Raw genomic sequence first — 24,036 nt, forward strand, 5'->3', positions numbered from 1 at the left:
ATGCCAGTCTTGTAGCGGTGAAGCGTGAACATCGCGGAAACCGGACGCGCTTTTTGGCCAGAACGCAGGGAAAATCCTGAGGTTTCAATTGCCGCTGGCGGCGAGCCAGGCGTTGAGGCTGGTCGCGGTCGGATCCGGCGTGCAGCTGCCGATGCGCCGCGCGACGCAGCCCGGCGCATCGGTGATGCCCGGCGCGGCACAGCTTTCGAGGCGATATTGCCGGGGCAGCTCGGCGACATGCGCACGCGGTGCAACCAACACATCGAATGCATCGGCGCGGCGCCGGGCTTCCTCCGGCGTCCCGATCACATAGATCGGGGTATCGCGGCGATAGAGCGCATAGGCGCCGGCGACTGTGTCGCGCGGGCGATAGAGCGCGAGGCCGCAGGTCCCGGGCGGGCGGCCGGCGCGCTCCAGTGCAGCGGCGAGATCGGCTTCCATCGTCCAGTTCGGCCGGAAATGCTCCATGGCCAGAGCCGTCGAGGTCCCGCCCCACAGCAAAAGCGTGCCGGCAGTGGCCAGCGCCAGCCGGCGGCGGGGCACGCGGCGCAACAGGTCGGCACTGCCGATCGCCGCCAGGATCACCAGCAGCGCGGTGCTCGCCAGCACGAAGCGATATTCCTTGTGGCCGATCAGCGAATGGAAACCGAGATGGACCAGCGCGATCCAGAGCAGCGCCGGGTAGCGCTTCGCCCCGATCCATGCGAGCAGCAGGATCGGCGCCATCGCCAGATACCAGTACCAGGCGATCAGCTGCAGATAGCCGGTGATCGGCATGACGCCATAGGCCTTGGCGCGCCCTTCGATAATGTTGATCCGCGCCGCCTCGATCATCCAGCGGAAGGGGACGGCGCCCATGGCGATATTGGCCAGCGCATCCACCGCCAGCGCCCCGCATCCGCCCGCGATCATCGGCAGCCAGGCGCCGCGCCAGTCCGCGCGCGCGGTCAGGATCGCCAGGGTGAGCAGGGCGGGGGCGTATTGGATGCGCGCGACGAAGCAGAGCCCCATCAGCAGCCCGGCAAGGGCGAACCGGCGCGGTCCCGGCCGGTCCCGTGCGAGCAGCAGCCAGACCGCGCCCATCAGCAGCGCCAGCCCGATCGGCTCCGAGAGCGCGCGCGGGGCGAAGAAGACCAGCTCGAACCAGGTCGCCGCGACGAACCCCGCGACGATCCCGTGCAATCGCGACAGCCTGAGCCCGAGCGCCACCGCCGCGCCCACGATCACCAGCGAAAGCGCAGCCAGGGTGAGCCGCACGAGCAGCAGGTGCAGCGTCGTATCGGGGGACAGCGCGTGCCCCAGCCCCATCGGCAGGCTGAGCAGTTCGGGGATCAGCCAGCTGCGAAGGCCCGCGCGATAGTCCCAGGTCTGCACCCAGGGCCCGGCGACCAGGTGCCAGGCCGGCTCGAGATATTGCCAAATCTCGTCGAACCAGCCGACCATGAAGGGAAGGGCGGCGACGGCACGCAGCAGCGCCGCCAGCGCGATCGCCCCCCAGAAGATCCTTTTGGCGCTCAGGGCACCAGCACCGTGTCGACCGCCTGCGGCAGCGTCTCGGGATAGTCGAGATTGTAGTGCAGCCCGCGGCTCTCCTTGCGGTGGAGCGCCGAGCGCACGATCAGGTCGGCGCTTTCCAGCAGGTTGCGCAGCTCGATCAGGTCGGGCGTCACCCGGAAATGGCCGTAATAGTCCGCCACTTCCTCGCGCAGCATCTTGATCCGGTGCGCCGCGCGCTCAAGCCGCTTGGTGGTGCGCACGATGCCGACATAGTTCCACATGAAGCGCCGGATCTCGGTCCAGTTCTGCTTGATCACCACTTCCTCGTCGGAATCGGTGACGCGGCTCTCGTCCCAGGGCCGGATCGCCGGCACCGGGTGCAGCGCGTCCCAGTGCGCGGTGATGTGGCGCGCCACTGCCTCGCCGAACACGAAGCATTCGAGCAGGCTGTTCGACGCCAGGCGGTTGGCGCCGTGCAGGCCGGACTGGGTGACTTCGCCCGCCGCATAGAGATTGGGCAGGTCGGTGCGCCCGTCGCGGTCCACCATCACGCCGCCGCACGTATAATGCTGGGCGGGCACGACCGGGATCGGCTCGCGGGTCATGTCGATGTCGAGGTCGAGCAGCCGGGCATGGATCGTCGGGAAGTGATGCTTCACGAACTCGGCGCCCATATGGCTGATGTCGAGATGGACATAGTCGAGGCCGAGCCGCTTGATCTCATGGTCGATCGCCCGCGCCACGATGTCGCGCGGCGCCAGCTCGGCTCTGGAATCGAACTCCGGCATGAAGCGCTTGCCCGCTTCCTCGCCGGCATCGGGCGGCAGCAGCAGCCGCCCGCCCTCGCCGCGCACCGCCTCGGTGATCAGGAAGTTCTTGACCTCGAGATTGTAGAGGCAGGTCGGGTGGAACTGCATCATCTCCATGTTCGAGATGCGGCAGCCCGCGCGCCACGCCATCGCGATGCCGTCGCCGGTCGCGCCCCTCGGTGCGGTGGAGAACAGATAGGTCCGCCCCGCGCCGCCCGTCGCCAGCACCGTCGCCCGCGCGGTGAACAGCTCCACGCGGTTCGTCGCCCGGTTGAAGGCATAGACGCCCCAGACATTGCCCGCGCCCGAATAGCGCTCCTCGTGCCGGCTGGTCGCCAGGTCGATCACCACCTGGTCGGGCACCAGGGTGATGTTCGGATGGGCCTGCGCCGCCTTGAGCAGGGCCGTCTGCACCGCCAGGCCGGTGGCGTCGTCGACATGGACGATGCGGCGATGGCTGTGCCCACCCTCGCGAGTCAAATGCAGCGCGCCGCCCTCGGTGTTGAACGGCACGCCCAGCTCGGCCAGCCGCGCGATCGCAGCCGGCGCATTCTCGACCACCATCTCCACCGTGGCGCGGTCGTTCAGCCCCGCGCCGGCGATCATCGTGTCCTCGATATGGCTCTCGAAGGTGTCGCCGGGCTCGAGCACCGCGGCGATCCCGCCCTGCGCCCAGGCGGTCGAGCCCTCGGCGAACCCGCCCTTGGCGAGCACGGTAACCTTGAAGCGCTGGGCCAGGTTGAGCGCGGCGGTGAGCCCCGCCGCACCCGATCCGATCACAAGAACGTCGCTGCTATGGGGATCGTCCGACATGTCTCTTCCGCTGGTTCATGCCCGGACTAGGCGTTAGGCAGGAGTGCTGCAACGGGAGAGAGAGATGCGCCGCCAAAGCCTGGGTTTAGTCATGGCGATGATCGCTGCCTTCTGGGCCGTTCCGGCTGCCGCCAAGGGCTGCACGCTCGGCGCTGTCGGCCAGACCGTCCAGCTCCGCATCGGGGACACCGGCCGCGCCGCGATGCTCCATCTCCCCGCCGGCTTCTCCCGCGCCCGCCCGGCGCCGCTGGTCCTGCTGCTCCATGGCAGCGGCGGTACCGGCGCCGCGATGCTGGAGAATTCCAGGCTCGCCAAGGCCGCGGACGATCACGGGTTCATCGTCCTCGCCCCCGATGCCGGCATCCCGCTGGAAAAGGGCTATGTCTGGAACATCCCCGGCGTCCCCACCGTCTCAGGCAGGATCCCCGGCCCCGGCGATGCCGATGACGTCGCCTTTCTCGGCAAGGCGATCGACTGGCTGGCCGCCAATCGCTGCATCGATACCAGCCGCGTCTATGCCACCGGCCTGTCGGGCGGCGGGCGGATGACCAGCTGGCTCGGCTGCGTCGCCACCGATCGCTTCGCCGCGATCGCCCCGGTCGTCGGCCTGCGCGCCGGCAACCCGCTGGCGAGCGACAAGCGCGTCCCCGATCCCGCCACCTGCCGGCCCTCCAGGCCCCTGCCGGTGATCGCCTTTGCCGGCGATGCCGACGGCACCAATCCGATCCAGGGCGGCGGCGCAGGCTATTGGCAATATACGATGGCGACCGCGCTGCGCCGCTGGGCCGATCTCGACCTGTGCCGCACCGGCCCGGTCCAGCGCGACCTCACCGACAAGCTCTACGAGGTCCGCTATGCGAGCTGCCGCGCCGGCACCGAAGTCACCGGCCGGATCACGCGCGGCGCCGGCCATGTCTGGGCGGCGGACAATGACGCGATGTGGACCTTCTTCGCCCGGTACCGGCGGCGCTGATGGACGAGGCGAAGCGCCGCGAGATCGCCGCCCGGCGCGAAGCGATGCGCGGGCGGATCGGCCGCGAGGAACAGCGCGCCGCGCTCTGGGGGGACGACGAGAAGCTCGCCGCCGCCGGCACCCCCTTCCGCCTGCGCTACCGCGACGAGGAAGACCGGCCAGACTGGCGTGGCGGCCTCGTCCCCGCCGGCCTGTTCCATCTCGAATGGGACAGCGTCGCGCACGCGCATGAAACCGTGTTCGAGAATGAACGCCCCGCTTTCGCCCGCGCCGCGCTGGCCGCGCGGATCGGCCCCGACGACCTGTTCTGGGTCGTCCCCGGCAACGGCCTCGCCCCGATCATCGAGATCAGCCGCGCCGGCTTCGATCTTCATGCCGAAATGCTGATGGAGCTGGGCTCGGAGATGTGGCTGTCCGGCGCGCCGGACTGGCTGATCGAGTTCCGGAAGTGGGACGTGCGGATCGCCGGCTAGAAGCAACCCCGCTCCCCGGCGATAGCATTACGCTTCCCCGGCGAACGCCGGGGAACAGGAAGGGAGAACTCAGCCGTTCGCCGCCCGGGTCAGGTTCAGGAACACATCCTCCAGGTCCGCCTCGCGCGTGGACACATCGACGATGCCCAGCCCCGCGCCCTGCACCGCGCCCAGCACCTCGCCGGCATTCGCCTGGTCCTTGCGATAGGTGATGACCAGGGTGCGCTCACCCTTCATCTCCACCTTCTGGAAACAGGCATTGTCCGGCACCGTTGCCACGTCGCGGTCAACGGTGACCTCGACCACCTTTTCCTGCGCCATGCCCACCAGCTCGCGGGTCGGCTTGTTGGCGATCAGCTTGCCATGGTTGATGATCGCGATCCGGTCGCACAGCTGCTCGGCTTCCTCGAGATAATGGGTGGTCAGCACCACCGTAACGCCGCGCTGGTTGAGCTCGCGGACATAGGCCCAGAGCTGCTGGCGCAGTTCCACGTCCACGCCGGCGGTCGGCTCGTCGAGGACGAGCACGGGCGGCGAATGCACCATCGCCTTGGCGACCATCAGCCGGCGCTTCATCCCGCCCGAGAGCGTGCGCGAATAGGCGTCCGCCTTGTCCTCGAGGTGGACGGCGCGCAGCAGCGCCATCGCGTTGAACCGGTCCTTCGGCACGCCGTAGAGCCCGGCCTGGATCTCCAGCGTCTCCTTCGGCGTGAAGAAGGGATCGAAGATGATCTCCTGGTTGACGATGCCGATGCTCGCCTTGGCGTTGCGCGGATGGGCGTCGATGTCGAAGCCCCAGATCGAAACGTTGCCGCCGGTCTTGTTGACCAGCCCGGCCAGGATGTTGATCAGCGTCGACTTGCCCGCGCCATTGGGGCCGAGCAGCCCGAAGATCTGCCCGCGCGGCACGTCGAAGGTCACGCCGTCGAGCGCGCGCTTGCCTCCCTGATAGGTCTTGCAGAGAGAGTCGATCGCAATGGCCGCCTGAGTCATGCCCGCCGCATAGACGCTTGCGCGCCCGCGGCAAAGGTCAGGCGGCGTGGACCGCTGCGTTTGCCTCGGCCAGCGGCAGCCGGATCGTCGCGCGATAGCCTTGTTCGATCGGCGCCCCGTCCAGCCGCGCGGCGGCGCCGTAGAGCATGCCCAGCCGCGCCCTGGTGTTGGCCAGGCCGATGCCATGGCCGGGGCGGGAAGGGGGGCGTCGGGGTCCGGCGCCGCGATTCTCCACGATCAGCAGCAGCGCATCGCCCTCGCGCCGCGCCGCGATGTCGAGCGTCGAATCGCCGGCGGTGGCTTCCACCCCGTGCTTGATCGCATTCTCGACCAGCGGCTGGAGCAGGAAGCTCGGCACCTGCTGGCCGAGCATCCCCGGCTCGGCGGCGATCGACACCTGCAGCCGGCTGCCGAAGCGCGCGCCTTCGAGCTCCAGATAGCGTTCCACCGTCTCCAGCTCGTCGGCCAGCGCCACCATGCCGGTATCGAGGTCCATCGTCGCGCGCAGGAAGCCGCTCAGTCCCTCCACCATCTGGTTCGCCTCGGCGATTCGCTCGGTGAGGATCAGGCTGGAGATGGCGTTGAGCGAGTTGCACAGGAAATGCGGGTTGAGCTGCAGGCGCAGCAGGTTGAGCTCGCTTTCCAGCCCGGCGACGCGGGCGGCGGCGAGCTCTTGCTCGCGCAGCCGGATGCGGCGCACCGTGCCCAGGATCACGAACAGCGCGGCGGTGCAGCCGTCGATCAGGAAATAGATCACCGTCACCAGCAGCAGCGATTGCGGCGAATGGTCGGGCACGCGCGTGTCCATGAAGGCATGGACGAAGAACTGGCCGCCGAAGTCGGCCGCCATCTGGAGCAGCGCGGTCACCAGCAAGGCGGCGAGGCCCAGCGGCAGCGCGATCCACAGGGGCCGGCCGCTCGCCCAGCGCAGCGCGAGATAGATCAGCGATGCGAGCAGGATCGCCGCCAGCGTGCCCCAGATCAGCGTGATCCACTCGCCCAGGCCCGCCATCTGGCCGGAAACCGCGATGCCGGGCACGATCACCGACAGCGCGGCGGCCCAGAGCACGATGGTAAGCTGCGCCGCCTCGCGGGGCGCGGGCGCGACGATCTCCAGGGTAGGCGACATACCTCTTCCGTTTCTCGACGCGGGGGTGCCTATAGGGGATAAGCCACCGGGCTGTCATCCCGCCCGGTCATGCTGTGCGTTGCGAGCGGCGATGCGCGGCGTTATAGGCGCGGCATGACCGCGCACCTGCCCGAGCTTATCCGCACCGCTTCCGCCCGCGTCGCCTGTGACGGCACCGGCCCCGGCCTGCCCGCCGCCCTGGGTCATCCGCGCGTGTTCCTGCAGATCGACGAGCATGGCTATGTCGATTGCGGCTATTGTGATCGCCGCTTCGTGCTGATCGGCGGCCCGGCCGACGGCGCCGACCAGAGCCAGCTTCCCGATCATCCGGCTGGCGCCAGCATTTAAGCGTCCTATATCGGGGGTATGAGCATTCCCTCCGATCCGCGCAGCTACATCTATCGCGCCTCGCTCGACCCCGAGACGGCCGCGAAGCTCACCGCCGAGGCGCTGGCCAGCGCCGAGGATGGCGAGCTCTATCTCCAGTACCGCAAGACCGAGGCGTTCGGCTTCGACGACGGCCGGCTGAAGACCGCCTCGTTCGATACCCAGTCGGGCTTCGGCCTGCGCGCGGTGTCGGGTGAGACCACGGCCTTTGCGCACGCCAACGAGATCACGCCCGCCGCGATCCGCCGCGCGGCGGAGACGATGGCGCTGATCGAGCCGGGCAAGGCCGGCAAGGCGCCGCCGCCCCAGGGCAATAACCGCCATCTCTACACGCATCAGGATCCGCTCGATCTGGTGCCGTTCGCCGACAAGGTGAATCTCTGCCAGTCGATCGACGCGGCGGCGCGGGCGCGCGATCCGCGGGTGCAGCAGGTCTCGGTCGGGCTCACCGGTTCGTGGAGCGTGGTCGAGATCGTCCGGCCGGACGGCTTCATCGCCACCGATATCCGTCCGCTGGTGCGCCTGAACGTGTCGATCGTGGTCGAGCAGAATGGCCGGCGCGAGACGGGCAGCTTCGGGCTGGGCGGGCGCACGCTCTACGACAACCTCTTCCAGCCGGAGACCTGGAACCGCGCGATCGACGAGGCGCTGGCCCAGGCGCTGGTCAATCTCGACGCGGTTGATGCGCCGGCGGGCGACATGACCGTGCTGTGCGGTCCCGGCTGGCCGGGCGTGCTGCTGCACGAGGCGGTCGGGCACGGGCTCGAGGGCGATTTCAACCGCAAGGGCACTTCGGCCTTCTCCGGCCGGATCGGCGAGCGGGTTGCCGCGCCGGGGGTGACCGTGGTCGATGACGGTTCGCTGACGGACCGCCGCGGCTCGCTGTCGATCGACGACGAGGGCACGCCGACGCGCGAGACGATCCTGATCGAGGACGGCATCCTCAAAGGCTATATGCAGGACCGTTTGAACGCGCGTTTGATGGGGGTTTCGCCCACCGGCAACGGGCGTCGTGAATCCTTCCAGCACGCCCCGATGCCCCGCATGACCAACACGTTCATGAAGGGCGGCAAGGACGATCCCGCCGAACTTTTGAGCCGCGTGAAGAAGGGCATCTTCGCCAAGTCGTTCGGCGGCGGGCAGGTCGATATCGTCTCGGGCAAGTTCGTCTTCTCCTGCACCGAGGCCTATCTGATCGAGAACGGCAAGCTGGGTGCCCCGATCAAGGGCGCGACGCTGATCGGCGACGGCCCGACCGTGCTCAACAAGGTCACCGGCATCGGCAACGACTTTGCGCTCGATGAAGGCGTCGGCATGTGCGGCAAGGGCGGGCAGAGCGTTCCGGCCGGCGTCGGCCAGCCGACGCTGCTGGTGGACGGGCTGACGGTGGGCGGCACCGCGGCGTGATCCGGGCCGGGCGTCGCCTCCATGCGGCGCTCGTCACCTGGCCGGATGCGCGTGGCTGGCGTGCAATGGGGCGCGAGTTGCTCTGGGGGCTGCCCCTCATCGCACTGCTCGCCTTCGCCACCAGCCTCGCCCATTTCGATCCGATGCCCTTTGGCTTTCATTGGCTGGGCGTCTTCTTCACGCTGATGCTCGTTCCCGCATTGGGCGAGGAGCTGGTCTTCCGCGGCCTGATCGTCCCGCCGCCGGATCGCCCTTTCCCGCCATGGCAGGCGGCACTGGCGGTCGGCATGTTCGTCCTATGGCACCCCTTCCAGGCAGGGACCTTCGGCCCGCCCTGGTCGGCGATATTCCTCGACTGGCGCTTCCTGATGATCGTCACGGTGCTCGGCGCCCTGCTCGTCCGCCTCTATCGCGCGACCGGCAGCATCTGGCCCTGCGTCTGCACGCATTGGCTTATCGTCGCGGGGTGGAAGCTGTTGTTCGCCGGGCCGATCGGATAGGAAATGGGCATGAACCAGGCGCTTCCCGAACTCGACTGGACCGGCTGGCGCGGTACCGCGCAGCACCTTCACCTGATCACCCAGATCATCGGCAAGGTCCGCCTCGCGCATACCCCCTGGCTCAACCATAGCTGGCATGTCGTGCTCTATCCGATGGCCTGGGGTCTGACGACCGGGCCGATCCCGTGCGACGATGCCACGCTGCAGCTCGATCTCGACCTGCTCGAGAGCGAGCTCCGGCTTACGACCGACGGCGGCGGCGAGGCGAGCATCCCGCTCGGGCCCGGCAGCATCGCCGGTTTCCACGCCGCGCTGGTCGCCGCGCTGGCCGCGCTGGGCACGGCGGTAGCGTTCAACGGCGTCCCGAGCGAAGTCCCCGATCCGGTGCCCTTTGTCGAGGACACCGCCGAGCGCCCCTGGGATGGCGAAGCGGTACGCGACTTCCATCGGGCGCTGCTCTGGATCGACCGGGTCTTCCGGCAGTTCCGCACCGGCTTCCTCGGCAAGGCCAGCCCGGTCCATTTCTTCTGGGGCAGCTTCGACCTCGCGGTCACCCGCTTCTCGGGCCGCACCGCGCCGAAGCACCCGGGCGGATTCCCCGGCCTGCCCGATGCGGTGACCTGCGAAGCCTATAGCCATGAGGAAGCCAGCGCCGGCTTCTGGCCGGGGAGCGACGCATTCCCGAGACCTGCCTTCTACGCCTATGGCTATCCCGCGCCCGGGGGTTATGCCGATGCCGAAGTGGCCGCCCCGGCCTATTTCGACACCGGCCTCGGCGAATGGCTGCTCGACTATGACGCCGTCCGCACCGCGGAGGACCCGCGTGCGATGCTGCTCGGCTTTCTCCAGTCGACCTATGATGCCGCGGCCGATCTCGGCAAATGGGATCGTGCGCATCTGGAATGCTCGCCGGGTGTTCCCCGCAAACCGCGCATCGTCTAGAAACGCGGCATGGCCGAGTTCTTCGATGCGCTCACCGACGATCACCGCGCCTTCATCGCGCGCCAGCCGATGTTCTTCGTCGCGACGGCGGCGCCCGAAAGCCGGGTGAACCTCAGCCCCAAGGGCATGGACTGTTTCCGCGTGCTGGGACCCAACCGCGTTGCCTATCTCGACGTCGCCGGCTCGGGCAACGAGACGCATGCGCACCTGATCGCCGACGGGCGCATCACCATCATGTTCTGCGCCTTTGACAGTCCCGCGCTGATCCTGCGCCTCTATGGCCATGGCAAGCCCGTGCTGCCCCAGGATCCGGAATGGGCCGAGCTGGCCCCGCATTTCACGCTGCTGCCCGGTACCCGCCAGATCTTCGATGTAAGCGTGGACAGCGCGCAGAGCAGCTGCGGCTGGGCGGTGCCGCACATGACGTTCGATCGGGAGCGTGAGACGCTCAGCAAATATCATGTCAAGCACGGCGCCTCGGCGCGCTTCGCCAAATATGCGGTGCGCACCCACAGCATCGATGGCCTGCCCGTGCGCAATCCCAGCGAGGAACCCGCCTGATGGCGCTTGTCGAGATCGGCCGGTTCGACCGGCAGGAAGCTTTTATCGTCCAGGGGCGGCTGGAGGACGAGGACATCCCCAGCTTCGTGTTCGATGCCGGCACCAGCATCGCCGATGGCTCGTACCTGCTGATCCCGGTTCGGGTGATGGTCGATGACGAGGACGTCGAGCGCGCTCGCGCGATTCTGGATGCCGCAGCCTAGCCGAGCAGCAGTGCCGTTGCCTTCTTGGCGATCCGGATCAGCTCCTCGCGCGGCGTGCCGGCGCGGGCGCGGGTGCTCAGCGAATGGATCACCGAGGAGGCGATCTGCGCATCGCCGAGCGGATCCGCGCTGCCGGCCTGCACCATCAGCTTCTCGATCCAGCCATCCTGCAACGCGACGAACGCCGCCAGCGCCGCGCGGATGTCGGGGTCGGTCACCGCCTCGGTCGCGGCGGTATTCACCGCGATGCAGCCCGAGGGGCCGTCCTCACCGGTCAGGAAGCCCTCGATCGCGCCGATGAACAGTGCCTTGAGCATCTTCTCGGGCGGATAGGCCGCTTCATGGAGCGCCCGGAAGGTCGCATCGACGCTGGCATGCGTCCGCGCCAGCCCGGCGAGATACAGCGCCTTCTTGTCGCCGAACGTGGCGTAGAGGCTCGGCCGGTTCACCCCCGTCGCCTCGGCCAGGTCGTCGAGCGATGTGTTCGAATAGCCGAGCGTGCGGAAGCGCTGGAGCGCGGCACGCAGCACCGCTTCCTCGTCGAACTTGCGCGGCCTTCCACGGCCCCGGCTGGCTATTTTTGTATCGGTTCGCATTAAATTCCTTGACCCGGTTATTTTTGTGCGAGATCGTACAAAAATACAAGGGAGACTCGTCATGAAGCTCTATTTCACCCCCTTCGCCTGTTCGCTGGCGGCGCGCATCGCGCTGGAGGAGGCCGGGCTCGACGCCGATTATGTCCAGGTGCCCAGGGATCTGCGCCTGGCCGATGGCAGGGACTTCACCGAGATTTCGCCGATGGGCTATGTGCCGGCGATCGAGACCGGCACCGGCTTCGTCCTTACCGAAGGGCCCGCGGTGCTCACCTATATCGCCGAGTTGGCGCCCGAGGGCGCGCTCAGCTTCACCGGCTTTTCCGATGCGCATTACCGGATGCTCGCCTGGCTGAACTTCGTCAGCACCGAGCTGCACAAGGCCGTCTACATGCCGATCCTCGGCAAGGGTTACTCGGAAGCCGAGGAGATCGCGGCCCGCGCCCGCCATGCCCGGCCCTTCACCGTGCTGTCGAAGCATCTGGACGGGCGCGAATTCCTCCAGGACCGCTTCACCGTCGCCGATGCCTATCTAGTCGCGGTGCTCAACTGGTCCGAATTCAGCAAGGTGCCGCTCGCCGACTGGCCGGTACTCGCCGCCTATCGCGAACGGCTGCGAGCACGACCTTCGGTCGCCCGTGCGATGGCTGCCGAATGGCCGCTGCTCAAGGCCGCCTGATACCCTCCCGAGCTCCGGGCGTGGCCGCATCGCGGTCGCTCCCACCACACCTGCCCCTTCCGTCTCGCGCGGGAGGGGCATTTTTGTTGGAATCGCGCGAATCGCTGGGTTAGGCCTGTGCCATGCCCGCAACGATCAACTGCGACGTGGCGATTGTCGGCGGGGGACTTGCCGGCGGCCTGATCGCGCTCGCGCTGCGCCGGCGACGGCCCGATGTCGATGTCCGCATCGTCGAGGGCGGCAGCCGGATCGGGGGCAACCATCTCTGGTCCTTCTTCGCCAGCGATGTCGCGCCAGCCGATCGCTGGCTGACTGCGCCGCTGATCTGCCATGGCTGGCGCAGCTATGACGTCGCCTTTCCCACGGTCTCGCGGACGCTGCGCACCGGCTATTATTCGATCGAATCGCGCCGGTTCGACCAGGTTGTCCGCGGTGACCTGCCCGAGCAGGCGGTGATGACCCGGCGCGAAGTCGCTGAAGTCACGCCTACCACCATCCTCCTCGCCGATGGCGACCGGATCGAGGCCAAAGGGGTGATCGATTGCCGTGGCCCCGGCGACCTCTCGATGCTCGATTGCGGCTGGCAGAAATTCTACGGTCGCGAGCTGGAATTGCGCGGCGAGCATCATCTCGAGCGCCCGGTGGTGATGGACGCGACGGTCGAGCAGCTCGACGGCTATCGTTTCCTTTATGCGCTGCCCTTCTCGACCACCGGTGTCTTCGCCGAGGATACCTATTACAGCGACACGCCCGATCTCGATCCGGTGCTGCTCGGCAGCCGGCTCGATGCCTATGCGGAGGGGCGCGGCTGGAAGGTCGATCGTGTCGTCCGGGAGGAAGGCGGCGTGCTGCCGGTGGTGATGGGCGGTAGTTTCGAGGCCTATTGGCGCGCTGGGGGCGAGAAGGTCGCCAAGGCGGGCTCGCGAGCGGGTCTTTTCCACCCGCTGACAAGCTACACCCTGCCCGATGCGGTGCGCACCGCCACGCTGGTAGCGGCCGCCAGCGACCTTGGCGGTGCCGCACTGCACAATCTTATGCATGATTTCGCGCGATCGACATGGCGCCGCCGCCATTTCTACCGCATGCTGGCCGCCATGTTGTTCAAGGCCGCCGAACCCGAGGAGCGCTACCGCGTGCTGCAGCGCTTCTATCGCCTCGATCCCCAGCTGATCGGCCGCTTCTATGCCGGCCATTCGACCTTGCTCGATCGGCTGCGCGTCGTCTCGGGCAAGCCGCCGGTACCGGTCGGCCGCGCACTTTCGGCGATCCGGGAATCATACCGGTGAAGCGCGCCGCGGTGGTGGGTGCCGGGCTCGGCGGGCTGGCGCTGGCGATCCGGCTGCAATCGGCGGGTGTCGAGACCGTGGTGCTCGAAGCCCGCGACAAGCCCGGTGGCCGCGCCTATTTCTGGGAGCGTGACGGGTTCACCTTCGATGCGGGACCCACCGTCATCACCGCGCCAGAAGTGCTCGAGGAACTCTGGCAGCTCTCCGGTCGCCGCATGGCCGATGACGTCAGGCTCATGCCGGTCACGCCTTTCTACCGGCTGTTCTGGCCCGATGGCACGCGCTTCGACTATTCAAATGACGATCATGCGCTTGCCGCCGAGATCGCCCGGCTCGAGCCGCAGGATGTCGCCGGCTATGGCCGTTTCCTCGAATATTCCGCCGGCGTGTACGAGGAAGGCTATGTGAAGCTCGGCCATGTCGCGTTCCAGGACTTCATGTCGATGGTCCGCGCCGCGCCTGCGCTCGCCAAATACGGCGCCTGGCGATCGGTTTACGCCAAGGTCGCGAGCTTCATCCGCAACGAGAAGCTGCGCCAGGCCTTTTCCTTCCACACGCTGCTCGTCGGCGGCAATCCGATGACCGCCAGCTCGATTTACGCGCTGATCCACCAGCTGGAGCGCAAGAGCGGGGTCTGGTGGGCCGAAGGCGGCACCAACCAGCTGGTCGCCGCGATGGTCCGCCATTTCGAACGGTTGGGCGGAACGATCCGGCTCGGCGATCCGGTCGAGCGCATTGAGACGCTCGGCGATCTCGTCACCGGTGTGCGGACGATGGGCGGGCATGAGCTGCAGGTCGATGCCGTCGCCTGCAATGCCGACGTGGTCCACAGCTATCGCGACCTGCTCAAGGGCTCGCGCTCCAGCCAGCGCGCGGCGCAGCGCCTGCAGCGCAAGCGATTCTCGCCGTCGCTGTTCGTCGTCCATTTCGGGGTACGCGGGACCTTTCCGGACATCCCGCACCACTCGATCCTGTTCGGCCCGCGCTACCAGGGGCTGCTCGAGGATATTTTCGAGCATGGCGTGCTGAGCGAGGACTTTTCGCTCTATCTCCACCATCCCAGTGCCAGCGACGCCTCGATGGCGCCCGAAGGCCATTCGACCTTCTATGCGCTCGCCCCGGTGCCGCATCTCGGCAAGTTCCCCGCCAATTGGGACGAGATCACGCCGATCCTCGAGGAGCGCATCCTCACCGAGATCCAGCGCCGGCTGATCCCCGATCTCAAGGATCGGATCGTGACGAAGTTCAGCTACGCGCCTCCCGATTTCCGCGACGATCTCGGTGCGCATATGGGCTCGGCTTTCAGCCTCGAGCCGATCCTTACCCAGAGCGCCTGGTTCCGCACCCACAATCGCGACGATGCGATCCACAACCTCTTCTTCGTCGGCGCCGGTACCCATCCGGGCGCGGGCATCCCCGGCGTGGTCGGCAGCGCCAAGGCAACCGCGGCGCTGATGCTGGGGGACGGCAAGTGATCGACTTGCCCCAAAGCGCGTTCTGGCCGAATGCGGGGCGATCCATGACTTTCGGAAAGACCAGAATATGAAGCGCGTCGCAGTCTATTGCGGTTCGGCCAGCCCGGCCGATCCTGTCTATATCGAGGCCGCGCGCCATGTCGGGCGCACGCTGGCGGAGCGGAACATCGGCATCGTCTATGGCGGCGGCAAGCTCGGCCTGATGGGCGCGGTGGCGGATTCGGCGCTGGAGGCCGGCGGCGAGGTGATCGGCGTGATCCCCGAGTTGCTGGTCAATGCCGAAGTCGCGCATCGCGGCTGCACCGAGCTGCACGTCGTCGGCACGATGCACGAACGCAAGGCGCGCTTCACCGATATCGCCGACGGCTTCATCAACCTGCCCGGCGGCACAGGCACGATGGACGAGCTGTGGGAAGCGCTGAGCTGGGCCCAGCTCGGCTATCACACCGATCCGGTCGGCCTGCTCAACATCGCCGGCTATTATGACAAGCTCGTCGAGTTCTGGGAGCATATGGGCCAGGTCGGTTTCGTCCGCCCGCAGCACCAGAACATGCTGATCGTCGACACCACGCTCGAAGGGCTGCTCGACAAGATGGTCGCGGCCAAGCCGGTCGAGACGATCGTGCAGATGCGACGCGGCGATCTGTGAGCGCCTCGCTTCCTTCGCGTGCCGCGTTCGTCGCGACCGCGCAGGAATCGATCGCGCGCGGTTCGGGCAGCTTCTCGGCGGCCAGCCGGCTGTTCGACCGCAAGACGCGTGAGCGCGCCTGGCTGCTCTATGCCTGGTGCCGCGCCTGTGACGATCTCGCCGACGGGCAGGATCATGGCCACGGCGCGAGCGAGAGCGACAGGCAGGCGGGGCTCGCCCGCATCCGCCTGCTCACGCAAGCAGCGCTGGATGGACAATGGATCGGTGATCCGGCGTTCGACGCGCTGCGCATCGTCGTGGCCGAGGCCGGTATTCCGCACCGTTTCGTCTGGGACCTGGTCGAAGGTTTCGCGCTCGACGCCGACGAGTGGCATCCCCGGCACGAGGTGGATCTCTATCGCTATTGCTATCATGTCGCCGGCTCCGTCGGCTGCATGATGGCGGTCATCATGGGCGTGTCGCCGGACGACGACGCGACGCTCGATCGCGCCTGTGATCTCGGCATTGCCTTCCAGCTCGCCAATATCGCCCGCGACATCGAGGCGGACGACCGGATGGCGCGCTGCTATCTGCCCGATGACTGGCTGGTCGAGATGGATATCCCGCCCGGCCAGCACATGAAGCCGCCGTTCCGCCAGCGCCTTGCCGTGCTGGCCGGGCGGCTGGCGCGGGGGGCGGAGGACTATGCCGCGAGCGCCCGGGTCGGTACCCCGAAGCTCGGCTTTCGCTCGGCCTGGGCGGTGCTCGCCGCGACCGGTATCTATGGCGCGATTGCCGAGAAGGTCGCCGCACGCGGTGAACACGCATGGGATCACCGGGTCTCCACCTCGGGATTCGAGAAGCTCGGCTGGATCGGCCGGTCCTGGTGGCAGGCGCTGCACCGCCGGGATCTCTATCCCGCGGCCCCGCGCGATCCCGATCTCTGGACCCGCCCCCGTCCGGATTGAACGCAGCGTGCACCGGCTCGGTCGCGGGACGGAAGACGAACGCCCGCGGATGGGGGAACCCGCTCGGCATGCGTATCCTCCTTTTCCCGCTCGCTTGCCTGGCGCTTGTCGCTGCGCAGGATGCGCCCCAGGGTGCCGCCGAACTGGCCGGGCAATGGGATCAGACATCCACGCGCACCCAGCTGGTGCGCGTGCCGGTGCTCCGCGATCGGCCGACTGCTTCGCTTGCCGGCCGCGGCATGGTCACCGGACGGGGGCCGGTGACCAGCACCGTGCTGCGCGACGAGGAAGTGCCGATGCAGGTTCACTATATGGTCAGCCTGCGCATCCAGCCCGATGGCCGCTTCAAGTGGATCACCGAGAAGCGCCGCACCGCTTCGCCGACCAATGACTGCGAAATCCGCGAAGGCACGCGCCGCGACGGCATGGCCGGCTACGCCGATGGCCGGCTGGTGCTGAAGAGCGAGTCCGTCCGCGCGCTCAGCCTCGATTGCGATGGCACGGGCGACGAGACGCGCGAAGCCGGACGTGTCGATGTCTATGCGGTGCGCCGCCAGGGCAATATGCTGGTCCTCCAGTCCGCTGATGGCGAGGTCTGGCAGTTCCAGCGAGCCGGGGGCTAGGCCGGCCGCGCGATCCCCGAGACGACGACGCCCGCCAGCAGCGGTGCGACCACCGCTGCGATCTGCATCGACAGGGGGTGCGGATGGATCAGGACTTGGGTGATTGCGAAGCCGGTCGCCAGCAGCACGATGATCCAGCCGCTTGCTGGCCAGTTGCCTATCCGTACTGCCGCAACGCCACCCACAAGAGCGCCGAGCGTCCAGGCGCCTATGGTGGTAACACCCTCCAGAGTGTCCAGTCCTGGGGGCAGGCAATCGGGTGGCAGGGAAACATTCTGTCCGATGAAGAGCACGCCCAATATGGTGCCGAACCCCGCGGTGATCCCGATCACCAAACCAAGCAGCTGCTTCATTCCGTTTCCCCCGAAACAGTTTCGCATCTGCAACATAAATGAAACGAGACGGCGGTGCTAGCGGCCTTTGCCGTCCAGTTTCGGGGCGCCCTGGCGTGCCATTTCCGGCGTTTGGCGCTGGCAGGCGCCGGCGATCACCGGAAAATCTAGATCGGTATTGCGGCGCAACGCATCGGCCACAGCCTCCTGGCAACGCGCATAGCTGGTGTAGCGCGCCGGCTCGATCCGCGCCTGCCGGCAGTCGAGATTGTCGTCGCTGCAGCCCATGATCGCGAGCAGATAGAAGACCTGGTCCATCGCCGCCTCCTTCAAAGGCCAACAACGGCTCGCGCGTCCAACCGTTGCATCCCGGAGCCGAGCGCCCCAAATTCGCGGGCGATGGCTTCCAATCCCAACGCGTCCACCGGCGAGCGCTCCGTGCTCGCCACGCTTCGGCGCTTCCTCCCCTATCTCTGGCCCAATGGCGCGAACGGCCTGCGCGCGCGCATCGTCATTGCGCTCACCCTGGTGGTGATCTCCAAGTTCGTCCAGGTCGCCGGACCTTTCGCCTATGGCGCGGCGATCGACCGGATGTCCGGTGGAGCGCGCGATCTCGCTTGGCTCGTGATCGCGCTCGTCGGCGGTTATGTCGCCGGGCGTTTCGGCACCTTGTTGTTCGAGAATCTGCGCAACGTCGTGTTCGAGCGCGTCGGCCAGGATGCGACGCGGCGACTGGCGAGCGAAGTCTTCCGCCATCTCCATCGGCTCTCGCTTCGTTTCCATCTCGAACGGCGCACAGGCGCGATCACCAAGGTGGTCGAGCGCGGCACCAAGAGCATCGATTCGATGCTCTATTTCCTGCTGTTCAACATCGCCCCGACGATCCTCGAGCTGGCGATCGTGACGACCCTGTTTTGGACCAAGTGGGGCGGCTGGCTGGTCGCCGGCACCCTGGCGATGGTCGTCGTCTACATCGCCTTCACCCGCTGGGTGACCGACTGGCGCTCGAAGTTGCGCGAGAAGATGAATGATCTCGACACCGGTGCGGTGGCGCATGCGGTCGATTCGCTGCTCAATTTCGAGACGGTGAAATATTTCAACGCCGAGGAGCGCGAGGCTCGACGCTATGAAAATGCCGTGGCCTCCTATGCGAAGGCGGCGACGGTCAGCGAGAACTCGCTCGCCTGGCTCAATATCGGCCAGGCGGTAATCACCAACGCTATGCTGTTCGCCGGCATGGTGCTGGTGGTGAACGGCTGGGCGCGGCACCAGTTCTCGCCGGGCGACGTCGCGGTCGTCTCGACGCTGCTCACCCAGCTCTTCCGCCCGCTCGACATGCTGGGCTGGGTCTATCGCAACATCCGCCAGGGCGTGATCGACATGGCCAGCATGTTCGATCTGCTCGACGCCCATGCCGAGGTTCGCGACGCCCCGAACGCCGTGCCGCTCGCCATCGCCAGCGGCCATGTCCGCTTCGAAGCCGTGCATTTCGGCTATGATCCCGACCGCGAGATCCTGAAGGGCGTCGATCTCGACATCCCGGCCGGCGCCACCGTCGCGGTGGTCGGCCCCTCGGGCGCCGGCAAGTCGACGCTCGCACGGCTGATGTACCGCTTCTATGACGTCACCGGCGGCCGTATCACCATCGATGGGCAGGATATCCGCGACGTGACCCAGTCGTCGCTGCGCGGCTCGATCGGCATCGTCCCGCAGGACACGGTGCTGTTCAACGACACGATCGGCTATAACATCGCCTATGGTCGCGAGGGCACGACTCCCGACGAAATCGCCGTCGCCGCGCGGGGTGCCGCGATCGCCGGTTTCATCCAGTCGCTGCCCAACGGTTTCGAGACGCGGGTCGGCGAGCGCGGGCTCAAGCTTTCCGGCGGCGAGAAGCAGCGCGTCGCCATTGCGCGCACGCTGGTGAAGAACCCGCCGATCCTGATCCTAGACGAAGCGACCAGCGCGCTCGACAGCCGTACCGAGGCGGATATCCAGGCGACGCTCGAGGCGATCGAGCATGGCCGTACCACGATCGTCATCGCGCACCGGCTTTCCACGGTCGTCCATGCCGACCGGATCATCGTGCTCGAGGCAGGCCGGGTGGCGGAGCAGGGCACCCATGCCCAGCTCTTGCGCAAAAACGGTCTCTATGCCGAAATGTGGGCGCGGCAGGCGCAGGAGCGCGAGGCCGAGGGCGGAGAGGAAGTCCCCGCCGAATAGGAGGGGCAATGATCTGGTTCCTGGTTGCGCTGGCGGTAGTGATCGCGGCGCTCATTCTCTGGTCCGCCTATGTCGCGCGCGGGGTCGAGCGCTGGGTGCCGATGGACGGCCGCCAGGTCGAAGTGCCCGGCGTGCGCATGCATGTCGTCGAGATGGGCCCGGCCGATGCCCCGGCGATCGTGATGATCCACGGCATCATGAGCCAGCTGCGCGTCTTCACCTATGCGCTCGCCGGCCGCCTCGCTGCCGATCACCGCGTCATTGTGATGGATCGTCCGGGCTGGGGCTATTCCACGCTCACCGGTCCGCGCCTCGACCTGAACGCACAGGCCGATGCCGTCGCCGCGGCGATCGCGAAGCTCGGGCTGGAAAAGCCCTTGCTGGTCGGCCATTCAATGGGCGGTGCGGTCAGCCTGGCGCTGGCGCTGCGCCATCCGCAGGCGGTGCGTGGCCTCGGCCTGATCGCCCCGCTCACCCAGCCGATCGACGAAGCACCCGCGCCGCTCAAGGGGCTGGTGATACCTGGGCCGCTTCGCCCGCTGATCGCCTGGACGATCGCGGTGCCGCTCTCGATGCGCACCGGCAAGGCCAAGACGACTGCCGTTTTCGCCCCTGATCCGCTGCCCGAGGATTTCCCTGTCAAGGCCGGCGGCGCACTCGCCATCCGCCCGGCGAGCTTCGAGATGGGGTGCTTCGAGATCGACCATGCCCCTGGGGCGATGAAGGTCCAGGCGCCGCGCTATGGCGAAATCGCGATACCGGTCTCGATCCTTTATGGCCGGCAGGATGCGCTGCTCGATCCCGAGTTGCATGGCCGCAAGACCGCGTCGGACGTGCAGAATGGTACGGTCGCGCTGCTCGACGGCGGTCATATGCTCCCGGTGACGCATGTCGACGCAACCGAAGCCTGGCTGCGCGGTCTCTAGCTGCTGCCGATCTCCGCTGGCTGCGTGGTCCAGCCCAGCCGCGGGATGGTGATCGAGCGCTTGCCGGACAGGTCGGTGCGCGTCACGAACAGCTCCTTGCTCTCGATATATTGCAGGAGCCGGCGCACGCGGCCGAGCGAACTGGTGCCATAGGTCGCGGCGATCTCGGTGTCGCTCGGGCAGGGCGCGCCTTCGCGGGCGGCGCGCGCCACCAGCAGGAACGGCCCGAGCATGTCGTCGGGCAGTGCCCGTGCCGCTTCGAGCGCCTGCGCCCAGTCGTCGTCGGGGTCGCCGTGAATGCCGGCCCGTGCCGCCGAGAGCCGGCGCACGAAGCTGGACAGATCGAGCGGCGGCCGCGCGAGCCCGACCATCCGGCAGCGGACCAGGAAGTCCTGGTAGAGCACCGAAGGCGAACGATAGGTGCTTTCCTCGTCGGCGGTGATGTCGCGCAGCACCTCGGCGATCTTCTGCGCCGCTTCCTCGGGATCGACGTCCGGGATTTCCTCGCGCGCCGGCGTCGATCGGGCGAGCGCCTCGAGCAGCCGGTCGCTGGCGAGCTGGGGCGGGGCGGAGGGAGCCGGGGGTGCCGGCGGCGTCCATTCGGGCTCGGCGGGCGCGAGCAGCAGGTCCTTGAGCTCGGCCGAGGGGGCCTCGGGCAGCGGAGTCAGCTTGGGGCTGCCGCTGCGCGCGCTGGTCTCGACCGCGCCGATCTGCACCGAGATCGGCCGGCGCGACACGGCCGGGCCAAGCGCCAGGAAATGGCCGCGCGCCAGGTCGCGGATCGCCTCGGCCTGGCGGCGCTCCATGCCGAGCAGGTCGGCGGCGCGCGCCATGTCGATGTCGAGGAAGGTGCGACCCATCAGGAAGTTCGAGGCTTCGGCGGCGACGTTCTTGGCGAGCTTGGCGAGGCGCTGGGTGGCGATCACGCCGGCAAGGCCGCGCTTGCGCCCGCGACACATCAGGTTGGTCATCGCGCTCAGCGAGGCGCGGCGGACATCCTCGGCAACCTCGCCGCCGCCCGAAGGGGCGAACAGCTGCGCTTCGTCGACCACCACCAGCGCCGGGTACCAATGGTCGCGCGGGGCATCGAACATCGCGTTGAGGAAGGCCGCGGCGCATTTCATCTGCCCCTCGGCTTCCAGCCCCTCCAGGCTTAGCACCACCGATGCGCGATGCTCGCGGATGCGGGTGGCGAAGCGGGCGATCTCGCGCTCGCTATAGTCGGCCGCCTCGATCGAGATATGGCCGTATCGGTCGCTCAGGGTGACGAAATCACCTTCGGGATCGATGATCACCTGCTGGACATGGCCGGCGCTTTTCTCGAGCAGGCGGCGCAGCAGGTGCGACTTGCCCGACCCCGAGTTGCCCTGGACGAGCAATCGCGTCGCCAGCAGCTCCTCGAGATCCATGGCGACGGCATCACCCTTGCCGTCCTGCCCCATGTCCACGCGTACCGTCATCCCATCCGCTTTGGCGCATGGAGAGGGATGGGGGCAAGCGGCATCGGTGGAAAAGCTGTGAGCGATACGCCTGCGTCCCAATCGTCACCCCGGGCCAGGCCCGGGGTGACGAGGCAAAAGGTTCAGCGCCTGAACCCCAGCAGCACATTCCCCTCGGTCGACAGATAGTTCTTCCGGTAATCGAAGCGGCGGCAATCGGAGAAGATCAGCCAGTAATATTTCATCTGCTCCGACCACCAATAGCCCGGACAATGATCCGCCTGCGCCTTGGTGGTGACATCCGCCATGGTCGCATAGCCGAACGCGGCCTTGTTCCACTGCTGCATCGCCCGGAAATGCCGGGCGACCAGCGCGCGCCATTCCTCCTTGCGATCGAGCAGCCAGTGGTTGAACGCGGCATCGGCCAGCTCGGGGCGCAGCGCGTTGGTCTTGTAGGTCGGGGTGCCCTTTTCGGCGTCATAGCCTTCGGGCAGGATGCCGTACTTCGCCTGCACCTTGTCCCAGCTGCGGGTATAGGCTTCGCCCGCCGCCGTATCGCCGCCCTGGGCGAGCAACCCGCCATAAAAGGACGAAAGCTCGTCCTGCTCCCAGTTGATCCGCTTGCCGGTCTCGAAATCGACATCGACGAACCAGGTGTCGCCGTTCAGCTCGACCTTCTGGTTCTCCAGGATCGCCGCGGTGCAGCTCTTGTACATCACCAGGAACTCGCGGTCGCCGAACAGCTGCCAGCCGTCCCAGAGATATTCGTAGTAGCTGTCCGAAGGCGGGCCGATCGTCGCGCGGCGGCTCTTCCACTCGCCGGTCATGCAGTCGAACGAATCCGGCATCAGCCCGATCTCCGATCGCCGACCGAACAGCGCGACCATCGCGCGCTTGGCCGCCTTGTGGTAGCGCGGATCTCCGGTAAGCCGGCTCAGCGTGCCGAACTCGGTGATGCAACTGCCCACTTCGGCCGGATTGGTGATGGGATCGCGCAGCGCACCCGTCTTCAGGTTGATGAAGCGGTGCGGCAGCCCGATCGGCGAATGGTCGAAGCTCGGCATCAGCCGGTCGGCCAGGTCCTTGGCCTTGGCGAGCAGCAGCTTGTCGCCGCTGGCGAGATGCGCCGAGAGCAGCCCGCCGACCAGCCGGATGATCGTCTCGAACACCGAGACTTCGCCGTCCACGTCGAAATCGAGATTGGCGTGGATCCAGTCCACCCCGTCCTTGAACTCGGCATCCAGCTCCATCAGCCACAGCGTATCGAGTGCCTCGATCAGGCTGAGGCCGAGATGATGCCCCTTGATCGAGAAGCTCTCCGATCCACCCGAGACCGGCATGATCTGGTCCTTGCCCCAGGCCTTCTCGCGATAGTTCCGCCAGGCCCAGCGCATGCTTTCGCGCACTTCGCCGGCAAGTTCGCGCCAGTCCTCCTTCGCCGTGGCGGGCAGGGGAAGCAGCGCGGCGGCGCCACCGGCGATCAGGCCGCGACGGCCGATGCGAAAGCTGGACATGGCGTCAGGCTAGCGCGCGTCCGCGCTGGTGCAAACCCTGCTTGCCGGTGCCCGGCGGCTGACGGATAGTTGCGTGGAACAGGGGGAGACGGGGCGATGCGCGGCAAGACATGGATATTGGGCGCTGCAATGATGGCGGTGGCGGGCCCCGCCGCGGCGCAGGGCGTAAAGCTTGCCATCGGCGACGAAGTCACCTTCACGCTCGACAGCGGCAAGCCGGTTGCGCTCCGGAAGGCACCGGCGATACCCACCCGGTTCGAAACCGCGGTCGGCGCGCATTTCCTGGGGCTGGAGCCGCCCAAGGCGCCCGTCACCGAAGGCCAGGCATTCCCGAAAGATCTCGAACTGCCTGCCCCGCCGGTGCCGGATGCCGGCAAGATCCGTTTCCGTTTCCTGGGCGTGGCCGGCTCCGACCATGCGATGCTGGTCATCCAGAACGGCTATGCGCAGGCGCTCGTCTATCGCGCCAGGATCACCGCCAGGGGCCAGGCCGCTCCCACCGATGTCTGCCTGGTGATGCCGGGCAAGCCGAGCATCGAGCATTGGCCCTATGCGATCAGCGCGATCGAAGTGAGCGACTTCACGCTGGTCCCCTGGAAGCCCGAGGACGGAGTTCCGTGCGAATAGCCTCGACTTTCCGGGCCCTCGCCCGCTAACCGGGCG

The 24,036-nt window shown here is 67.5% G+C and carries 26 protein-coding genes; 17 read left to right on the forward strand and 9 right to left on the reverse strand.

Translation table 11 applies throughout. From position 1 onward, the window contains the following. Window positions 1-84 precede the first annotated feature (84 nt). Both HNP52_RS05355 and nadB read right to left on the reverse strand, forming a co-directional pair. Window positions 85-1,518 carry a hypothetical protein gene (locus HNP52_RS05355; RefSeq protein WP_311768423.1) on the reverse strand — a complete coding sequence of 478 codons (1,434 nt, stop codon included), beginning with the start codon at window positions 1,516-1,518 and terminating at the stop codon, window positions 85-87. Next, window positions 1,515-3,119, reverse strand: coding sequence for an L-aspartate oxidase (gene nadB / locus HNP52_RS05360; RefSeq protein WP_184163477.1), 1,605 nt, complete (start codon window positions 3,117-3,119; stop codon window positions 1,515-1,517). Before nadB ends, HNP52_RS05355 begins: the two co-directional genes overlap by 4 nt. Window positions 3,120-3,210: 91 nt before the next feature. Between nadB and HNP52_RS05365 the strand changes: the two genes are divergently transcribed. Continuing rightward, a complete protein-coding gene (locus HNP52_RS05365) occupies window positions 3,211-4,092 on the forward strand; it encodes a PHB depolymerase family esterase (RefSeq protein ID WP_260395922.1) in 882 nt (293 codons plus the stop codon). After that, window positions 4,059-4,565 (forward strand): hypothetical protein, encoded by a 507-nt coding sequence (locus tag HNP52_RS05370; protein WP_184163480.1) that lies wholly within the window; start codon window positions 4,059-4,061, stop codon window positions 4,563-4,565. The genes HNP52_RS05365 and HNP52_RS05370 overlap by 34 nt, the downstream gene beginning before the upstream one ends. Window positions 4,566-4,634: 69 nt before the next feature. Here HNP52_RS05370 and HNP52_RS05375 read toward each other — a convergent pair whose 3' ends face one another. Together HNP52_RS05375 and HNP52_RS05380 are read right to left on the reverse strand one after the other, a co-directional pair. Next, window positions 4,635-5,558: an ABC transporter ATP-binding protein gene (locus HNP52_RS05375; RefSeq protein ID WP_184163484.1), complete on the reverse strand. Its 924-nt coding sequence runs from the start codon at window positions 5,556-5,558 to the stop codon at window positions 4,635-4,637. Between the two features lie 37 nt (window positions 5,559-5,595). Beyond that, the gene (locus tag HNP52_RS05380) at window positions 5,596-6,687 is read right to left on the reverse strand and encodes a sensor histidine kinase (RefSeq protein ID WP_184163487.1); all 1,092 of its coding nucleotides are present in this window, start codon (window positions 6,685-6,687) and stop codon (window positions 5,596-5,598) included. Between the two features lie 114 nt (window positions 6,688-6,801). Here HNP52_RS05380 and HNP52_RS05385 point away from each other — a divergent pair, with 114 nt between their 5' ends. Genes HNP52_RS05385 through HNP52_RS05410 form a run of 6 tightly spaced genes read left to right on the forward strand, consistent with a single transcriptional unit; the run spans window position 6,802 to window position 10,687 of the window. Beyond that, window positions 6,802-7,035, forward strand: a complete 234-nt coding sequence (locus tag HNP52_RS05385; RefSeq protein WP_184163490.1) for a zinc-finger domain-containing protein — start codon at window positions 6,802-6,804, stop codon at window positions 7,033-7,035. Between the two features lie 18 nt (window positions 7,036-7,053). Next, complete coding sequence (gene tldD, locus HNP52_RS05390) at window positions 7,054-8,481, forward strand: metalloprotease TldD (RefSeq protein ID WP_184163493.1); 1,428 nt, start codon at window positions 7,054-7,056, stop codon at window positions 8,479-8,481. Further along, window positions 8,478-8,981, forward strand: a complete 504-nt coding sequence (locus tag HNP52_RS05395) for a type II CAAX prenyl endopeptidase Rce1 family protein (RefSeq protein WP_184163496.1) — start codon at window positions 8,478-8,480, stop codon at window positions 8,979-8,981. The genes tldD and HNP52_RS05395 overlap by 4 nt, the downstream gene beginning before the upstream one ends. A 9-nt stretch (window positions 8,982-8,990) precedes the next feature. After that, window positions 8,991-9,923 carry a DUF5996 family protein gene (locus HNP52_RS05400; RefSeq protein WP_184163499.1) on the forward strand — a complete coding sequence of 311 codons (933 nt, stop codon included), beginning with the start codon at window positions 8,991-8,993 and terminating at the stop codon, window positions 9,921-9,923. 9 nt (window positions 9,924-9,932) lie between these two features. Beyond that, on the forward strand, window positions 9,933-10,484 hold the full coding sequence (locus HNP52_RS05405) for a pyridoxamine 5'-phosphate oxidase family protein (protein ID WP_184163502.1): 552 nt from the start codon (window positions 9,933-9,935) through the stop codon (window positions 10,482-10,484). Beyond that, on the forward strand, window positions 10,484-10,687 hold the full coding sequence (locus HNP52_RS05410; protein WP_184163504.1) for a DUF2007 domain-containing protein: 204 nt from the start codon (window positions 10,484-10,486) through the stop codon (window positions 10,685-10,687). Before HNP52_RS05405 ends, HNP52_RS05410 begins: the two co-directional genes overlap by 1 nt. Here HNP52_RS05410 and HNP52_RS05415 read toward each other — a convergent pair. Then, window positions 10,684-11,283, reverse strand: coding sequence for a TetR/AcrR family transcriptional regulator (locus HNP52_RS05415; RefSeq protein WP_184163507.1), 600 nt, complete (start codon window positions 11,281-11,283; stop codon window positions 10,684-10,686). The two genes, HNP52_RS05410 and HNP52_RS05415, sit on opposite strands and share 4 nt — an antisense overlap. Before the next feature lie 61 nt (window positions 11,284-11,344). Here HNP52_RS05415 and HNP52_RS05420 point away from each other — a divergent pair, with 61 nt between their 5' ends. The 6 genes from HNP52_RS05420 (at window position 11,345) to HNP52_RS05445 (ending at window position 16,939) form a co-directional block, all read left to right on the forward strand. Next, window positions 11,345-11,959 (forward strand): glutathione binding-like protein, encoded by a 615-nt coding sequence (locus HNP52_RS05420; RefSeq protein ID WP_184163511.1) that lies wholly within the window; start codon window positions 11,345-11,347, stop codon window positions 11,957-11,959. A 122-nt stretch (window positions 11,960-12,081) separates the two neighbouring features. Beyond that, a complete protein-coding gene (gene crtY / locus HNP52_RS05425; RefSeq protein ID WP_184163514.1) occupies window positions 12,082-13,245 on the forward strand; it encodes a lycopene beta-cyclase CrtY in 1,164 nt (387 codons plus the stop codon). Continuing rightward, complete coding sequence (locus HNP52_RS05430; RefSeq protein WP_184163517.1) at window positions 13,242-14,720, forward strand: phytoene desaturase; 1,479 nt, start codon at window positions 13,242-13,244, stop codon at window positions 14,718-14,720. The genes crtY and HNP52_RS05430 overlap by 4 nt, the downstream gene beginning before the upstream one ends. A gap of 67 nt (window positions 14,721-14,787) precedes the next feature. Beyond that, window positions 14,788-15,369, forward strand: a complete 582-nt coding sequence (locus tag HNP52_RS05435; protein ID WP_184163519.1) for a TIGR00730 family Rossman fold protein — start codon at window positions 14,788-14,790, stop codon at window positions 15,367-15,369. Beyond that, window positions 15,366-16,316 (forward strand): phytoene/squalene synthase family protein, encoded by a 951-nt coding sequence (locus HNP52_RS05440; protein ID WP_184163521.1) that lies wholly within the window; start codon window positions 15,366-15,368, stop codon window positions 16,314-16,316. The genes HNP52_RS05435 and HNP52_RS05440 overlap by 4 nt, the downstream gene beginning before the upstream one ends. Before the next feature lie 68 nt (window positions 16,317-16,384). Then, complete coding sequence (locus HNP52_RS05445; RefSeq protein WP_184163524.1) at window positions 16,385-16,939, forward strand: hypothetical protein; 555 nt, start codon at window positions 16,385-16,387, stop codon at window positions 16,937-16,939. Here HNP52_RS05445 and HNP52_RS05450 read toward each other — a convergent pair. Together HNP52_RS05450 and HNP52_RS05455 are read right to left on the reverse strand one after the other, a co-directional pair. Then, window positions 16,936-17,292 carry a hypothetical protein gene (locus HNP52_RS05450; protein WP_184163527.1) on the reverse strand — a complete coding sequence of 119 codons (357 nt, stop codon included), beginning with the start codon at window positions 17,290-17,292 and terminating at the stop codon, window positions 16,936-16,938. The genes HNP52_RS05445 and HNP52_RS05450 overlap by 4 nt on opposite strands. A 57-nt stretch (window positions 17,293-17,349) precedes the next feature. Beyond that, on the reverse strand, window positions 17,350-17,589 hold the full coding sequence (locus tag HNP52_RS05455) for a hypothetical protein (protein WP_184163530.1): 240 nt from the start codon (window positions 17,587-17,589) through the stop codon (window positions 17,350-17,352). A gap of 81 nt (window positions 17,590-17,670) precedes the next feature. Here HNP52_RS05455 and HNP52_RS05460 point away from each other — a divergent pair, with 81 nt between their 5' ends. Both HNP52_RS05460 and HNP52_RS05465 read left to right on the forward strand, forming a co-directional pair. Beyond that, on the forward strand, window positions 17,671-19,494 hold the full coding sequence (locus tag HNP52_RS05460) for an ABC transporter ATP-binding protein/permease (RefSeq protein WP_184163533.1): 1,824 nt from the start codon (window positions 17,671-17,673) through the stop codon (window positions 19,492-19,494). 8 nt (window positions 19,495-19,502) lie between these two features. After that, complete coding sequence (locus HNP52_RS05465) at window positions 19,503-20,420, forward strand: alpha/beta fold hydrolase (protein WP_184163536.1); 918 nt, start codon at window positions 19,503-19,505, stop codon at window positions 20,418-20,420. Here the strand turns inward: HNP52_RS05465 and HNP52_RS05470 are convergent. Further along, window positions 20,417-21,880: an ATP-binding protein gene (locus HNP52_RS05470; RefSeq protein ID WP_184163541.1), complete on the reverse strand. Its 1,464-nt coding sequence runs from the start codon at window positions 21,878-21,880 to the stop codon at window positions 20,417-20,419. The two genes, HNP52_RS05465 and HNP52_RS05470, sit on opposite strands and share 4 nt — an antisense overlap. Window positions 21,881-22,002: 122 nt before the next feature. Then, the gene (locus tag HNP52_RS05475; protein WP_184163544.1) at window positions 22,003-23,373 is read right to left on the reverse strand and encodes a glycoside hydrolase family 47 protein; all 1,371 of its coding nucleotides are present in this window, start codon (window positions 23,371-23,373) and stop codon (window positions 22,003-22,005) included. 96 nt (window positions 23,374-23,469) lie between these two features. On the opposite strand from HNP52_RS05475, the gene HNP52_RS05480 reads away from it, so the two are divergent. Then, the gene (locus HNP52_RS05480) at window positions 23,470-24,000 is read left to right on the forward strand and encodes a hypothetical protein (protein ID WP_184163547.1); all 531 of its coding nucleotides are present in this window, start codon (window positions 23,470-23,472) and stop codon (window positions 23,998-24,000) included. The last annotated feature ends 36 nt before the right edge of the window (window positions 24,001-24,036 follow it).

The organism is Sphingomonas kyeonggiensis, from assembly GCF_014204495.1.
Lineage (GTDB): Bacteria > Pseudomonadota > Alphaproteobacteria > Sphingomonadales > Sphingomonadaceae > Sphingomonas > Sphingomonas kyeonggiensis_A.

Coding starts and splice junctions, on each gene's coding strand:
- nadB (WP_184163477.1), bottom strand. CDS start 3,119: ATGTCGGACGATCCCCATAGCAGCGACGTTCTTGTGATCGGATCGGGT.
- HNP52_RS05365 (WP_260395922.1), top strand. CDS start 3,211: ATGGCGATGATCGCTGCCTTCTGGGCCGTTCCGGCTGCCGCCAAGGGC.
- HNP52_RS05375 (WP_184163484.1), bottom strand. CDS start 5,558: ATGACTCAGGCGGCCATTGCGATCGACTCTCTCTGCAAGACCTATCAG.
- HNP52_RS05380 (WP_184163487.1), bottom strand. CDS start 6,687: ATGTCGCCTACCCTGGAGATCGTCGCGCCCGCGCCCCGCGAGGCGGCG.
- HNP52_RS05385 (WP_184163490.1), top strand. CDS start 6,802: ATGACCGCGCACCTGCCCGAGCTTATCCGCACCGCTTCCGCCCGCGTC.
- tldD (WP_184163493.1), top strand. CDS start 7,054: ATGAGCATTCCCTCCGATCCGCGCAGCTACATCTATCGCGCCTCGCTC.
- HNP52_RS05400 (WP_184163499.1), top strand. CDS start 8,991: ATGAACCAGGCGCTTCCCGAACTCGACTGGACCGGCTGGCGCGGTACC.
- HNP52_RS05405 (WP_184163502.1), top strand. CDS start 9,933: ATGGCCGAGTTCTTCGATGCGCTCACCGACGATCACCGCGCCTTCATC.
- HNP52_RS05410 (WP_184163504.1), top strand. CDS start 10,484: ATGGCGCTTGTCGAGATCGGCCGGTTCGACCGGCAGGAAGCTTTTATC.
- HNP52_RS05415 (WP_184163507.1), bottom strand. CDS start 11,283: ATGCGAACCGATACAAAAATAGCCAGCCGGGGCCGTGGAAGGCCGCGC.
- HNP52_RS05420 (WP_184163511.1), top strand. CDS start 11,345: ATGAAGCTCTATTTCACCCCCTTCGCCTGTTCGCTGGCGGCGCGCATC.
- crtY (WP_184163514.1), top strand. CDS start 12,082: ATGCCCGCAACGATCAACTGCGACGTGGCGATTGTCGGCGGGGGACTT.
- HNP52_RS05435 (WP_184163519.1), top strand. CDS start 14,788: ATGAAGCGCGTCGCAGTCTATTGCGGTTCGGCCAGCCCGGCCGATCCT.
- HNP52_RS05445 (WP_184163524.1), top strand. CDS start 16,385: ATGCGTATCCTCCTTTTCCCGCTCGCTTGCCTGGCGCTTGTCGCTGCG.
- HNP52_RS05450 (WP_184163527.1), bottom strand. CDS start 17,292: ATGAAGCAGCTGCTTGGTTTGGTGATCGGGATCACCGCGGGGTTCGGC.
- HNP52_RS05455 (WP_184163530.1), bottom strand. CDS start 17,589: ATGGACCAGGTCTTCTATCTGCTCGCGATCATGGGCTGCAGCGACGAC.
- HNP52_RS05460 (WP_184163533.1), top strand. CDS start 17,671: ATGGCTTCCAATCCCAACGCGTCCACCGGCGAGCGCTCCGTGCTCGCC.
- HNP52_RS05465 (WP_184163536.1), top strand. CDS start 19,503: ATGATCTGGTTCCTGGTTGCGCTGGCGGTAGTGATCGCGGCGCTCATT.
- HNP52_RS05470 (WP_184163541.1), bottom strand. CDS start 21,880: ATGACGGTACGCGTGGACATGGGGCAGGACGGCAAGGGTGATGCCGTC.
- HNP52_RS05475 (WP_184163544.1), bottom strand. CDS start 23,373: ATGTCCAGCTTTCGCATCGGCCGTCGCGGCCTGATCGCCGGTGGCGCC.
- HNP52_RS05480 (WP_184163547.1), top strand. CDS start 23,470: ATGCGCGGCAAGACATGGATATTGGGCGCTGCAATGATGGCGGTGGCG.